We start from the raw sequence: 12847 nt of genomic DNA, 5'->3' as shown, positions 1-12847 counted from the left end.
CGAACACCTGACCGAAGGAAGTGGTGGCAGGATGCGCCGTCGGATACATTCGAGAAATATCAAGTTTGTTAACCTGACTTTATCTCGGAGTAATGTGATGCTCGGTCAGCTCCACGATGTCGATCTTCAGCTTCTGCGGCTGTTTCTCGGCGTGGTCGAATCCAATGGTTTCAGTGCTGCGCAAGGTGAACTGGGCCTGAGCCAGTCGAGCATCAGCCAGCAAATGGCCAAGCTTGAAACCCGTCTCGGCTATCGCGTGTGCAACCGTGGCAAGGGTGGTTTCAGCCTGACGCCCAAGGGCGAGCAACTGCTGATTGCGGCGCGGGCGCTGTTCGACTCGATCGAAACCTTCCGCCATCAATCCAACGGCGTCGCCGGACGCTTGATCGGCCAAGTGCGCCTGGGACTGTCGGAAGCGGTCGATCAGTCGGTGCTGCAACGGGTGGCGGATGCGATCCGGCGGTTTCGCGAACGGGACGAATCGGTGCGTATCGAGCTGATCAGCGCCATGCCCGGCGAAATGGAGCGCCTGCTGCTGCAGCAGCGGCTGGACCTGGCCATCGGTTACTTCTCCCAGGTGCAGAGCGCGTTCGACTACCGCGAGCTGTTCAGCGAAACCCAGCATCTGTATTGCGCGCCCGGCCATCCTCTGTTCACCAACGATGCTCCCGATGATGCAGCGTTGCAGGCCTGCGACCGAGTCGATCACCCCTACCGGTTTCTGCGCAGTGACGAGCCGTTTCAGGGCAAGGTCTGCTCGGCGCGCTCGGAACAGGTCGAAGGCACCCTCGCCTTCATTCTGTCGGGTAAACATCTCGGTTATCTGCCCGACCATTACGCCCGCCAATGGCAGGACAAGGGCCTGTTGCGACCGGTGCGCGAAGGCGAGTTGAGCTTCGACGTGGCGTTCCATCTGGCCCGCCATCGGGCGCAGGTGCCCGGTGATGCGCAGAAGGCTTTTGAAGAAGATCTGCTGTCAGCCTTTGGTCGAACCTAATCATTTTTTGGAACGCGGAGCGTCCCCGGCTGCATTCCCACGCAGAGCGTGGGAACGATCATGCGTTGCCCTCGCTCCCCTCTTACGGCATCCTGCGCACCCATTTTCCGACCCGGCCCCGCATTGCGGCACGCAAACCACCATGACCGTCTCTGAAAAAGCCCCGCGCAACAACGATCTGATCTACGGCCTCAACGACCGTCCGCACTTCACCGCAACGGTGTTTGCCGCCCTGCAACACGTGCTGGCCAGCTTCGTCGGCATCATCACCCCGACCCTGATCATGGGCGGCGCCCTCGGCCTGCAAAGCGAAATCCCGTACCTGATCAGCATGGCGCTGTTCGTCTCGGGCCTCGGCACCTTCGTTCAGGCCAAGCGCTTCGGCCCGGTCGGTTCTGGGCTGCTGTGCCTGCAAGGCACCAGTTTTTCCTTTATCAGCGTGATTCTCAGCGCCGGTTTCATGGTCAAGGCCCGGGGCGGCGGCACCGATGAAATCCTCTCGACTATTTTCGGCGTGTGCTTCTTCGCCGCCTTCATCGAAGTGGTGTTGAGCCAATTCATCGGCAAGTTGCGCATGCTGATCACCCCGGTGGTGACCGGCACCATCATCACCCTGATGGGCCTGTCGCTGATCAAAGTGGCGATGACCGACATTGCCGGCGGCTTCGGCGCGGCGGATCTGGGCGCGGCCAGCCATGTATTCCTGGCGGCGCTGGTGCTGGGCACCATCGTGGTGTTGAACCGGGTTGACGTACCGTTCCTGCGTCTGGGCGCGATTGTCATCGGCCTGACCCTCGGCTACGTGGTGGCGTGGCTGATGGGCACCGTGGATTTCGCCAACCTGCCCGAAGTGCCGGTGGTCAGCGTGCCGGTGCCGTTCAAGTACGGCTTCAATTTCGACTGGGTGGCGTTCGTGCCGGTGGCGGTGATTTTCCTGGTCTCGCCGCTGGAAGCGGCCGGTGACCTGACTGCAAACTCGATGATCTCGCGGCAGCCGGTCAAAGGCCCGCTGTACATCCGCCGGATCAAGTCCGGGCTGCTGGCCGACGGCCTCAACTCGGCCATGGCGGCGGTGTTCAACAGCATGCCGATGGTGACCTTCGCCCAGAACAACGGGGTGATTCAGCTCACCGGCGTGGCCAGCCGTTACGTCGCGTTCTTCATTGCCGGTCTGTTGGTGCTGCTGGGGCTGTTCCCGATGATCGGCGCGGTGCTGCAACTGATGCCGAAACCGGTGCTCGGCGGCGCAGAGCTGGTGATGTTCGGCACTGTGGCGGTGGCCGGGATCAAGATCCTCGCCGAGGCCGGTCTGCATCGGCGCAACATGCTGATCGTGGCGATTTCCCTCGGCATGGGCCTGGGCATTGCCGCCGTGCCGGAAGTGCTGCGCGAACTGCCGCAGGCGTTGCGCAACATCTTCGAATCGCCGATTACCGTCGGTGCGCTGTGTGCGATCGTGCTGAATATCTTCCTGCCGGAAGAATTCATCGAGCTGGAAGAAGATGACTTCGACCCGGAAGCCTCTATCCTTCAGGTCATGGAAAACCCCGACCTGCCGGCCAAAGCTGAACCCGCATCATCGGCCGCTGTCGCACAGTTGAACCGTTGATCCTGTCCGCTCGATGAAAAAAGGGCTGATACCGGCGACGGCTCAGCCCTTTTTCAATGAGAGAGCATCAATGCGTCGTATCCAAGCCGTCATCCTGTCCCTGCTACTGCTCTCCCTCAGCGCCTGTGCGCTGTTCCCCAACCGCGACCCGGTGAACATCAACGTGGTCGGCCTCGAACCGCTGCCGAGCCAGGATCTGGAAGTGCGCTTCGCGATCAAGCTGCGGGTGCAAAACCCCAACGAAACGCCCATCGACTACAACGGCATCGCGCTGGATCTGGAGGTCAACGGTCACTCGCTGGCGTCGGGTGTGAGCGATCAGAGCGGCTCGATTCCACGGTTTTCCGAAACCATCGTCAGCGTCCCGGTGAGCATTTCCGCGTTCTCGGTGCTGCGCCAGACCTTGGGCCTGAGCCAGACCCAAACCCTCGACAACCTGCCCTATGTGCTGCGCGGCAAACTGGCCGGCGGGTTGTTTGGCACGATGCGCTTTGTCGATACCGGCAAGCTGAGTCTGCCGAGGGCCAGTGCCGCAACCTGGTAAAGATGCGGTAGCCTGCAGCGTTTAATCAGAAACATGGAAGCCGCAGGTTTATGGAAGACACCCCTACGCTGTACACCGAACGACTGATCTTGCGCCCGCTTGAACTCGCGGATGCCGAGGCCATCCAGCAGCAATTTCCCCACTGGGAAGTGGTGCGATATCTGAACGCCTTAGTGCCCTGGCCTTATCCGGACGACGGCGCCCTCACCTACTTGCGTGACATTGCGCTGCCGGCCATTGCGGCAGGCAAAGAGTGGCACTGGACGATTCGCCTCAAATCGGCACCGGAGCAATTGATCGGCAACATCAGCCTGATGGACGAGCCGGACAACCACCGTGGGTTCTGGCTCGCCCCGGCCTGGCAGGGTCAGGGCCTGATGACCGAAGCCAGCGAAGCCGTGACCCGGTACTGGTTCGAAACCCTTGATCAGCCGTTGATGCGCGTGCCGAAAGCCGCACCGAATCTTGGCTCGCGAAAGCTATCGGAACGCGCTGGCATGCGCTTGATTCGCACCGATGAGGACGACTTCGTCGGCGGCCGCTTCCCACGGGAGATCTGGGAAATCACCCGCGAAGAATGGCGGCGCCGACAGTCCGTCAAACCGTGAACCGCACGCCCGGTTTAGCCCGCTCATCGACGCTCAACTCGAACACATCCGGCCGCGCATAGTGGCCGACCACGTCGTAGTCGTAGCGGGCGCGCACCAGTTCTGCGGTGTCGATCTCGGCGGTGAGCAGCCCGGCCTCGCCGCGCAACGGCCCGGCCAACACATCGCCCATCGGCCCGACGATCACGCTGCCACCGGCGATCAGCGGTCGATCCCCCGGCCAGTTGGCAATCTCCACACCCAACTCATTCGGCGAGGCCTGCACCTGACAGGCGCTGACCACAAAGCAGCGCCCTTCATGGGCAATATGGCGCATGCTGACCTGCCACATCTCGCGCTCATCCACGGTCGGCGCACACCAGACCTCGATGCCCTTGGCGTACATCGCCGTACGCAGCAGCGGCATCATGTTTTCCCAACAGATCACCGCGCCGAGTTTGCCGACCTGCGTGTCGAGCACCGGTAGCGTCGAACCGTCGCCCTTACCCCAGATCAGCCGTTCGGTGCCGGTGGGCATCAGTTTGCGGTGTTTGGCCACAAGGCCGGCCTGCGGGTCGAAATACAGCGCGGTGCAATGCAAGGTGCTGCCGGCCCGCTCGATCACGCCGATCACCAGGTTGGCCCCGGTGCGCGCCGACAGCCCGGCCAGCGCTTCGGTTTCGGCGCCCGGCACGTCGATGGCGTTGGCAAAATAACGGGCGTAGGCCTCGCGCCCTTCCGGCAAGCGGTAACCCAGCTGCGTGCCGAAGCCCTCGCCTTTCGGGTAACCGCCGAGCAACGCTTCGGGCATCACCACCAACGCGGCGCCGGATTCGATGATCGCGGTTTCCCAGCTCAGGATCTGTTCCAGGGTGTCAGCCTTGCCACCGGGCAAGGCGCCGATCTGCAGGGCGGCAACGATTGATTTGGGCATGGCGGTCACTCCGTGAAGTTCAGGTGTTGCTCATTCTCCGGCGCCACGGGATCATGAATAAAGACCGATCCACTGCTGAATGATATGAGCCAGATGAATATCGCAACCGTCGACCTCAACCTGTTGAAAGTCTTCGAAGCCCTGCATGAAGAGTCCAGCGCCAGCCGCGCGGCCTTGCGTCTGGGCGTGACCCAGTCGGCGGTCAGCGCGGCTCTGCGGCGATTGCGCGAGGTGTATGGCGATCAATTGTTCGTGCGCACCGGCCGGGGGCTGGCGCCGACGCTCAAGGCCAATCAGTTGAAACCGGTGGTCAGCGATGCGCTGAACAAGTGCCGGCAAAGCCTGGCCATGGTCGACCCGACGGCCAATCACTACGAAGGACGCTCGGTCACCGTGGGCCTCTCGGACGATTTCGAAATCGCCTATGGCCGCCGGCTGATCGAGGAAATCGCCCGCCGCGCGCCGAAACTGCGGCTGATCTTCCGCCAGACCCACAGCCAGATCGTCGCTCGGGCGCTGATGGAGCGCAGCATCGATCTGGCGATCACCGCCGGTGGGTTTGCCGAGCGACTGCTCAGCCGTCAGGTGTTGGGTGAAGGGGGTTACGCGTGTCTGGTGGATCCGGCGAGCCTGGCGCCGGGCCAGCAGCAGATCGATCTGGAGGAATTCGTCACCCGCGAGCACCTTCTGGTGTCGTCGGGCGGCTTTATCGGGATCACCGATGAAGGGCTGGCGGCGCTGGGCCGCAGTCGCCGGGTCTGCGCCTCGACCACGCATTTCGCGGCGTTGCCGCATCTGCTCAAGGGCAGCGATGCGGTGGCGACCATTCCGACCCACGCGGCGCAGGCGATTGCTGCAATGAGCGGGCTGGCACTGCTGCCCTGCCCGCTGGCGCTGCCGCGTTACCCGATCGAACTGGGCTGGCGCACCAGCACCCAGATCGATCCGGTGGTGCTGACGGTGCGCGAAGCGATTGGCGCCAGTTTCAGGGCCGAGTGATTACTTGTTGGCCGCCATCAGGCGATTGACTTCACTGCGCACCATGTTGGCGAATTCCGGCGGCGACATGCCGTCCAGTTCGGCGCGCACGAATTCGGCCCACTTGCCCTTGCGCTTGGAGCGCTCGCCGAACAACCGCGCGGCTTCGCCCTTGGCTTTGCCCAGATTGTTCTGCCAGAGTTCGAACAGTCGGGATTTCTCGTCTTCCAGCGCGGCGCGCTCTGCGAGGGATTTGTCGGCCAGATTGAAACTCATCGGGAATTACCTGCTGCATGAAATGGCGACATCTTACACGCTGGACGGAAACCTCTGACGCTGGTTTTTGCTCCGGATGGAAAATCGCTGCAACTTTTCAAGTCGCGCCACACTCCATTGTTCACTGTCCATTCACCTGCAAGGAGTCACCCAATGGCCCGGAAAACCGCCGTTCAAGCCGCCGAAGACCAAATCAAGGACCAGGCCTTCAGCGAACTTCAGGCGCTGATCGAAGAGTCGGAAAAACTGCTCAAGAGCAGTGCCTCGCTGGTCGGCGAGGAAGCGGAGACCCTGCGCGGGCAAATCGCCCAGAAACTGCAGCAGGCCCTGGATTCGGTCACCAGCGTGCGTGACCGCACCAAACCGGCGGTGGACGCCACCGAGAGCTACATCGGCGGGCACCCGTGGCAGACCGTGGCGATTTCCGCCGGGTTCGGTCTGGTGGTCGGATTGCTGCTCGGTCGCCGCTGAGCGCGAACAAAAAAGGCGAGCCCTCGGGCTCGCCTTTTTCATGTCCGGCAAACACTCATTCGCCGGCCAGTTCACGCAGCTGCGACAGGGTCTGTTGATCCAGCTCGATCCCTTTGGCCAATGATTTGGCCCGCTGCAAATGCCTCCGATCACCCGGCAAACGCTTGAGCCCTACCCCGTGCATCTGCCGCACGAGTTCCTGACTGCGTTCGGCGAAGCTTTGCCCGGCGGTCTTGCTCGGGTCGATCACGATCAGCAACTGACCGGTCCACGGGGTCTTGGCCCCCGGATGGTTCTTCCAGTCGAATTCGAACGAGAAATTGCCGCCAGTCAGCGCGGCGGCCAGCAGCTCGACCATCATCGACAGCGCCGAACCTTTGTGCCCGCCAAACGGCAGCAATGCACCGCCTTCCAGAATCGCTTTCGGGTCGCAGGTCGGCTGGCCAAGGCTGTCGACGCCCATGCCTGCCGGCAGTTTCTCGCCCTTGCGCGCGGCGATCTGCACGTCGCCATGGGCGATGGCGCTGGTGGCCAGGTCGAACACGATCGGCGCACCGTCGGCCCGTGGTGCGGCGAAGGCGATCGGGTTGGTGCCGAACAATGGCCGGTCGGCACCGTGGGGTACCACGCAGGTCATGCTGTTGACCACGCTCAACGCCACCAGACCCTCATCCGCGAAAGGCTCGACGTCCGGCCACAGCGCGGCGAAGTGATGGGAATTACGGATCGCCAACACCGCGATCCCGGCACTCCGGGCCTTTTCCACCAGCAGTGCACGCGCCGCCGCCAGCGCAGGTTGAGCAAAACCGTTGCCGGCATCGACGCTGACAAACCCTGAAGCCAAATCCTCGACTTTCGGCACGGCCTGGCCGTTGACCCAGCCGCTGTTGAGCGTCGAGACATAACCGGGAATCCGGAATACGCCGTGACTGTGCGCACCGTCTCGTTCGGCGTTGGCGCAATTGGCGGCCAGCGTTCGGGCGACTTCGGCCGAGGTGCCGTGACGGGTGAAAATCGTTTCCAGCAATTGAGTCAGCTCGTCCAGGGACACCGTGGACGAGACCGCATGATCGTGTGGCGCAGACATCTGAAGCTCCAGAGTAATTATTGGAGGGAACAACAGCGAACGAACAACCCGCCAGAGGATTAACCATGGCCGGCCGGTTGCCTGTCAACCCCGCAATATTTATCTACCACCTTCGCCAGCGTCACCCGCCCTAGCCTTGCGTCTCGACCCACCGGCGCCTGCCCGCATGCGCCCCTCATCGAGACTCGATCATGTCAGCCCCCATCAAACCCTTGTTGTTCCCCGAAGTCTTCGACTCCCCCGGACTATGGACCGAACTGGGCAAGACCCACAGTCTGTCCGAACACGAATTCAGATGGCTCGTCCACGCCAGGCTGTCCTCCCACAACTTGCGCAGCCAGCAGACCCCGGCCATGCGCGCCGAGCGGGTACTGCTTAACGTTGGCAGTGAAATCCCGGTGCCGCTTCCGGGCGCGTTTGTTCTCAGCCAGACACCCGTCAATCAGGCCCATATCCTTTACACCGCCTTCGACGGCATCAAGAAATACGCTGACCGCGCCGACTTGAAGCAACAGTTCGAGCAAAGCCTGAACGACGCCGACGACCAGACCTCGCTGTTTGCGCTCCTGTCGTTGCCACAACGTAAACGGCTGCTCGACGCGGAAAAGATTTCCGTGTCGTTCACACTGATCGAAGGTGATGTATTCGATGAGACCACCGAGGCGATCAAACAGAGCCAGTTGTTGAATGCGCAGGCAATGCGTACGGAGCTGGAGAAACTGCCGACGCTGACGCACCTGCTGGAAAACATTCTCGACGAATTGCTCAAGCCCCACTTCGGCAGCTTGCAGCAGAGCCGAACCCGCGTCGGCTTCTACACCCTGGACGGCGCCACCGGCTCCGACCGTGCGGCGCCCGACAGGCATTGGCTCGAATCCATGAGCCTGAGCGACGCAGTGCTGTTGTATTACCGCCACCAGCAATGGCCGACCGCTGCATTGCGTGAGTTCACCCACCCCGACAGAACGGCCACTCAGGATGACCAACTGCAATGGGAAGACGCCGTCAAAAGTGCTGCCGGCAAGCTGTCGGCGCTGTTGTTTCAACATCTGGAACGCTATTGGGATGCGCCCTCCAGCGACGGCTCGTCGCGTCGGACGTTTTTTGCCGAAGTACTCGAGGATCAGGCGCGCGCCGAATGGATGATCAAACGCGAAACCGGCATTCTCGATGCACCGCAATTCAACGCACTGCACCAGTTGATACGGCCCCGCAACGACGGCTCCATTCGTCCATTGACCGAAACCGTGCGTCTCTGGGAACGTGAAGCCAACTACGTCGAACTGGCGGGTTCGCTGATGATTAGCGGCACCCACGCCTTCCTTTACACGCCGGTGCAGGGCCTGCAGGTACTCACCGACTACAGCGATCTGAAACAGACCCTGCTGAGCAAGTTCATGGCCAAGGGGCATGAAGACGAACTCTACAGCCTGCTCAGCCTGGACGAGCGCAATCGCTTCATTGGCTTCGATCAGCCGCAGGTGTCGGGAGAGCGGGTCCTGGGAGAGGTCTTCAAGATCCTCTTTGAATCCATCATCACCAAGCAACGGCAAAACATCGAGTACGCCTTGCAGGTGTTTCGCCACAGCGATGGCGCGGTGAATCTGCACGCCCTGTTCGACAAGAGCCTGGACATTCGCTCGATGATTCATGCGCGTCTGCTCGAGTTCGACAGCGCTGGACGCTGGAGCACGCACCCGGTGTTGTTGGGCAATCAACAGCCGTCCCTGGTCCTGGCGGACAAGGCGCGTGCCGCGATCAAGACGTTCAGCAGCGTTGAAGCTTCGCTCGGCGAATTACTCAAGACGCAACCGATGGCAACCCTGGAAGTCCAGCGACCGTTTCTCGAAAACCTCAAGTCAAACCTGGGCCATGCCTGGTTTCTCGGGGTGACCGGCGAAGCCCGGCTGCGAGCATTGAACGGTACGCTGCAAGCGTCGGCGCGGGCGATCGTCGATGCCGTGGTCAACCCCGACCAGCCGACCCGCGTGCTGCGTCGGGCGCTGGAGGGTTTTCGCCCGGACGCCTATGGGCTCACCCTGCAGTCTGCCGGCCAGCAAAACCTGCTGCCGCTCGCCCATTGCCTGCTGATGACCGAGCGTGGCGGCCTCGACGCCCGGCACTCCGGTCGCACGGTACTGTGGACACCCGCGCTCGGGCTTGAAGTATTCGACACCGTCGCGGTTGCCCGGCACAGGCTCGAGCAACGCCTGCTGCATAACGTGCAACGCCTGTCATTGCTGGAGAACATTCTGCCTGCACAGTTTCAGCTGCATCAGCGCTATTCCCTGGGGGCGTTTCAGTTCATCGAACACAACGTGCTGCACAACCGCATGCAATCGGCCATCGAGCATTTTCTCGGGCGCTGCGAGCAGGTGCGCAGCCGCGTCAAGGATCCCGCCCGGCGCAGCAAGACGCTGACAGCGTTGAGTGAGCCGGCTTTTCACACCAACCTGAAACTGGCCACGGCCCATGCCCGGGCAATCGCTGCACAGCAGACCTACCCGGCCTGGCTCGGCATGGCGGCGGTTGCGGAGCAGAAACTGCACGTCGAACTAATGGAGCAATGGCGCCAGAGCGTCGTCGACGACAAGGACTACCTGACAGGTGTGCCGACACTAGTGACCCATGTCGAACAAACCCTGAAATCACTGCTCGACAGCCGCTTCCCCGATAGCCGGATCAATCCTCGCCACATCCGGATATCACCCAATCTGGCCCTGGCCGGCCCTGCGCGCAACCTGGTCGAGTTTGCCCTCAATCACATCAACATCGCCCAAGGCACCGGTTTCAAAGTCACGTCGATCAACGCCAGCGCCTTGCCCAAAGGGCTGGATCAGAGCGCCGTCAGGCAACTGCTGCTGTCGCTCGAAATCCCCACCCGCTACAGCGAAAAAGTCATTCAGGCACTGGCGACGACTACGGTTGCCGGGCTCGCCCGGCAGCAGGTTTTCTTCCGTCAGTTGCCCTGGCAATTGCTGCAGCATGCTCACGCGCTGAAACTGCAGCAGCATTTGTCCGAAACCGCATTCAGTTACATCCGCCAGGTGCTGGACATGCCGGATGCCATCGCCCGTGCTGCCGTGGCCGGCACACACGCCATGGTGTGTCCACTGTCACTGGTCAAGACCGCCGGAGCTACTGCCGTCGAGGCATGCGGACTGTATGTGTTGGCACCCGGCACCGCCCACAAGGGGCCAGTGCTGCTCTATACCCCGTTTGCCGAGCAGGCGTTTCACGAATTCTTCGACGAAAAAGCCCTGATTGCCGCTCTGAATACTCCGGGACTTCTGCAAAACCTGTTGCTTCGCCGTTTGCCGCAGACGCAGCGAGCGACCTTCCGCAGCCTGCTTGCCAGCAGCCTGGGACAGACCAGCGAAATGACGCTGGACTACCGCCCGATTGGCGGCAACCTGCTGGAACGTCTGTATCAGGACAATCTCGAGCTGTTGAAGCAGATGCTCGCTTCGCAAAGCGACAGCGACGGGCAATCCGACTGGGAAAACGCCAAAGTCCTGTTCAGTGATGACATCCAACAGGTCGCGGACATGTTGCAGGGCAAACTCGCCTATGGGCGCTTTCTCTGGCAAGCCTACGATGACTTCAAGGATTCGGCCGAGGCCCTGCAGAATCATCATTGGAAGAAGGCGCTGAAGTCGTTTATCGATGGCGCAGAGCAAATGGTCACCGTCGGCCTTCTGCCTGAAATGTCCGCCGAAAGCGCAGTTGTCACCGACGTCGGTGAACAGGCAACCGAAGCCGGCGCCACACAGGTCGAAAAGATTGTTGCGCCGAGTCTGGACGAAATTGAATCCACCTCGCCACAACGCACACTGCTGCAGCCTTTCGAAGCAACCGACGTAGCGCTCAAGGACCTCACCTTCAGTGCGACCCAGGGCGTGTACCAGAAGACATCCAACAACCGCAGCTATGCCGCGGTGGACGGCAAGGTATACAGGGTCGTCAAAAACGGCTCGGACTGGCAATTGGCAAAGGGTGAAGAGCGCGGCCCGTCACTGCGCAAGACCGACTCACGGATGGTGCGGATCACGCCGGGCCAGACCGTTCATTACGGCAAAGCCTTTTCCAGAATGCTCGAGCACAGCAAATACACTCGGATTCGTCGCACGATGCTCAACATAGAAGCCCACGGTATGGAAGAAATCACCCGGCGCTACCCTGAAAAAGCCCGGGTGTTGGGGCGTGCAGTGGGACTGGCCCGGGATTATGCGTTCAACTGCCTGCATAACCTGGCCATCCTGGACATCAACGTTGTGCCCGGCGGACGGGTCAACCGGTTTCTCATGGAGTTCTTTGATGTCCCGAAAGTCACAACGCAGATCCTGTCCAGGATCAAGACCGCGATCCTGCCGATCTGCAATGCGTTGGTAGACCCGACGGACGATCTGCTCAACACCGACCGCTTCATCGTCGGCTCCACCAGGTGGTTTCACGACGTGATCGCGTTTGTCCTCGATGGCGACCAGCAGAACAAGGTCCATTTCACCCAGCACTTCTTTGACCAGGACCTGGGGGACTACGTGCCCGTCACTGCGCCTGGATTTGATATCGACGGCCACGCACAAGCCGAAACCCTGATCCACGAACTGGCTCATCAACTGAGCAACGCCTGGGATATCGCAACCGTACGCGGGCGAGAGCCTTTCTGTGACCTGATTTCGTCCGTGACACCCGACGGCGCTAAACTGCTTCAGGAGTTGCAGGACGAACGAAGAATGGCGCTTTCACTGGCCACTCCCCGGGCGCAATTGTTTGCGGAATGGAACCCGGAGCGCACGGTCTGGATTGACTTTGACAGAATTCCCGGAAAAGAGACCACGGCCGCGGAGATCTTCAGGCAAACGCACAGCACCACCATGAACGAGGCGCGCAATGCGTTCATGGATCAACAAACATCGGATGCCCGCGTCGGTGTCATCTTGCACAACGCCGATTCGATCGCGCTGCTGATCTGCGAAGTGGGCCGGCAGCTGGAAGTTGCATCGTCCCCTTGATCCACACAAAAAATGCGCAGGCTCGATACCTGCGCATTCCGTTCAACCGCGTTGAATTCAGTCCTTCTGGTCACGAAGGACATTGCCCGATGCGCCGTCGATACGGAATTCGTACACCACGCCATCAGCCTTGCGCCCTTCCCCTTTCCAATAGCCGTTGTTGTCGGCCTCGATCTCGTAGACCTCGACATAACCGGCCTTGGTCTTGACGATCTCGATGGCTTTTTCGATGGTGATCCATCCAGCGCCCGGGCGGTCGGCCAGCGCCGCACCGGCACTCAGGAGACTGGCGGTTGCGACGAAAGCGGCCAAGGTTCTTTTGATCATTTTTTTACTCCATTTATGGTTA

11 protein-coding genes are annotated in these 12847 nt (G+C 61.2%); 7 read left to right on the top strand and 4 right to left on the bottom strand.

The window, feature by feature from the left end:
* Nucleotides 1–97: 97 nt before the first annotated feature.
* The 4 genes from AC0R79_RS14695 to AC0R79_RS14680 all read left to right on the top strand — a co-directional run bounded on the left by AC0R79_RS14695 (nucleotide 98) and on the right by AC0R79_RS14680 (nucleotide 3758).
* Entirely contained in the window at nucleotides 98–997 is a 900-nt protein-coding gene (locus AC0R79_RS14695; protein WP_085603968.1) for a LysR family transcriptional regulator, read from the top strand.
* Between the two features lie 142 nt (nucleotides 998–1139).
* Nucleotides 1140–2606: a nucleobase:cation symporter-2 family protein gene (locus AC0R79_RS14690; protein ID WP_474730172.1), complete on the top strand. Its 1467-nt coding sequence runs from the start codon at nucleotides 1140–1142 to the stop codon at nucleotides 2604–2606.
* 70 nt (nucleotides 2607–2676) lie between these two features.
* Nucleotides 2677–3150 carry an LEA/WHy family protein gene (locus AC0R79_RS14685; RefSeq protein WP_041475259.1) on the top strand — a complete coding sequence of 158 codons (474 nt, stop codon included), beginning with the start codon at nucleotides 2677–2679 and terminating at the stop codon, nucleotides 3148–3150.
* Between the two features lie 50 nt (nucleotides 3151–3200).
* Complete coding sequence (locus tag AC0R79_RS14680; protein WP_474730171.1) at nucleotides 3201–3758, top strand: GNAT family N-acetyltransferase; 558 nt, start codon at nucleotides 3201–3203, stop codon at nucleotides 3756–3758.
* Here AC0R79_RS14680 and AC0R79_RS14675 read toward each other — a convergent pair.
* A complete protein-coding gene (locus tag AC0R79_RS14675) occupies nucleotides 3748–4671 on the bottom strand; it encodes a carbon-nitrogen hydrolase family protein (RefSeq protein WP_375747040.1) in 924 nt (307 codons plus the stop codon). The genes AC0R79_RS14680 and AC0R79_RS14675 overlap by 11 nt on opposite strands.
* An 84-nt stretch (nucleotides 4672–4755) precedes the next feature.
* Between AC0R79_RS14675 and AC0R79_RS14670 the strand changes: the two genes are divergently transcribed.
* Nucleotides 4756–5670, top strand: coding sequence for a LysR family transcriptional regulator (locus AC0R79_RS14670; protein WP_474730168.1), 915 nt, complete (start codon nucleotides 4756–4758; stop codon nucleotides 5668–5670).
* Here the strand turns inward: AC0R79_RS14670 and AC0R79_RS14665 are convergent, their stop codons facing one another.
* Nucleotides 5671–5925, bottom strand: coding sequence for a hypothetical protein (locus AC0R79_RS14665; RefSeq protein ID WP_007957535.1), 255 nt, complete (start codon nucleotides 5923–5925; stop codon nucleotides 5671–5673). It abuts the gene before it with no gap.
* Between the two features lie 153 nt (nucleotides 5926–6078).
* On the opposite strand from AC0R79_RS14665, the gene AC0R79_RS14660 reads away from it, so the two are divergent.
* Nucleotides 6079–6396 carry an ElaB/YgaM/YqjD family protein gene (locus tag AC0R79_RS14660; RefSeq protein ID WP_007957537.1) on the top strand — a complete coding sequence of 106 codons (318 nt, stop codon included), beginning with the start codon at nucleotides 6079–6081 and terminating at the stop codon, nucleotides 6394–6396.
* A 55-nt stretch (nucleotides 6397–6451) separates the two neighbouring features.
* On the opposite strand, the gene AC0R79_RS14655 is transcribed toward AC0R79_RS14660, so the two are convergent.
* Nucleotides 6452–7483, bottom strand: a complete 1032-nt coding sequence (locus AC0R79_RS14655; RefSeq protein WP_474730165.1) for an Ldh family oxidoreductase — start codon at nucleotides 7481–7483, stop codon at nucleotides 6452–6454.
* 191 nt (nucleotides 7484–7674) lie between these two features.
* Here AC0R79_RS14655 and AC0R79_RS14650 point away from each other — a divergent pair, with 191 nt between their 5' ends.
* Entirely contained in the window at nucleotides 7675–12498 is a 4824-nt protein-coding gene (locus AC0R79_RS14650; protein ID WP_474730162.1) for a dermonecrotic toxin domain-containing protein, read from the top strand.
* 57 nt (nucleotides 12499–12555) lie between these two features.
* Here the strand turns inward: AC0R79_RS14650 and AC0R79_RS14645 are convergent, their stop codons facing one another.
* Entirely contained in the window at nucleotides 12556–12825 is a 270-nt protein-coding gene (locus AC0R79_RS14645; protein ID WP_007957544.1) for a PepSY domain-containing protein, read from the bottom strand.
* Nucleotides 12826–12847: the final 22 nt, after the last annotated feature.

This window comes from Pseudomonas sp. HD57-3 (assembly GCF_056113135.1).
The sequence above is the reverse complement of the archived record's forward strand: the minus strand, read 5'-3'. Positions and strand labels throughout refer to the sequence as shown.

Coding starts and splice junctions, on each gene's coding strand:
- AC0R79_RS14670 (WP_474730168.1), top strand. CDS start 4,756: ATGAGCCAGATGAATATCGCAACCGTCGACCTCAACCTGTTGAAAGTC.
- AC0R79_RS14650 (WP_474730162.1), top strand. CDS start 7,675: ATGTCAGCCCCCATCAAACCCTTGTTGTTCCCCGAAGTCTTCGACTCC.
- AC0R79_RS14660 (WP_007957537.1), top strand. CDS start 6,079: ATGGCCCGGAAAACCGCCGTTCAAGCCGCCGAAGACCAAATCAAGGAC.
- AC0R79_RS14695 (WP_085603968.1), top strand. CDS start 98: ATGCTCGGTCAGCTCCACGATGTCGATCTTCAGCTTCTGCGGCTGTTT.
- AC0R79_RS14685 (WP_041475259.1), top strand. CDS start 2,677: ATGCGTCGTATCCAAGCCGTCATCCTGTCCCTGCTACTGCTCTCCCTC.
- AC0R79_RS14680 (WP_474730171.1), top strand. CDS start 3,201: ATGGAAGACACCCCTACGCTGTACACCGAACGACTGATCTTGCGCCCG.
- AC0R79_RS14645 (WP_007957544.1), bottom strand. CDS start 12,825: ATGATCAAAAGAACCTTGGCCGCTTTCGTCGCAACCGCCAGTCTCCTG.
- AC0R79_RS14665 (WP_007957535.1), bottom strand. CDS start 5,925: ATGAGTTTCAATCTGGCCGACAAATCCCTCGCAGAGCGCGCCGCGCTG.
- AC0R79_RS14690 (WP_474730172.1), top strand. CDS start 1,140: ATGACCGTCTCTGAAAAAGCCCCGCGCAACAACGATCTGATCTACGGC.
- AC0R79_RS14655 (WP_474730165.1), bottom strand. CDS start 7,483: ATGTCTGCGCCACACGATCATGCGGTCTCGTCCACGGTGTCCCTGGAC.
- AC0R79_RS14675 (WP_375747040.1), bottom strand. CDS start 4,671: ATGCCCAAATCAATCGTTGCCGCCCTGCAGATCGGCGCCTTGCCCGGT.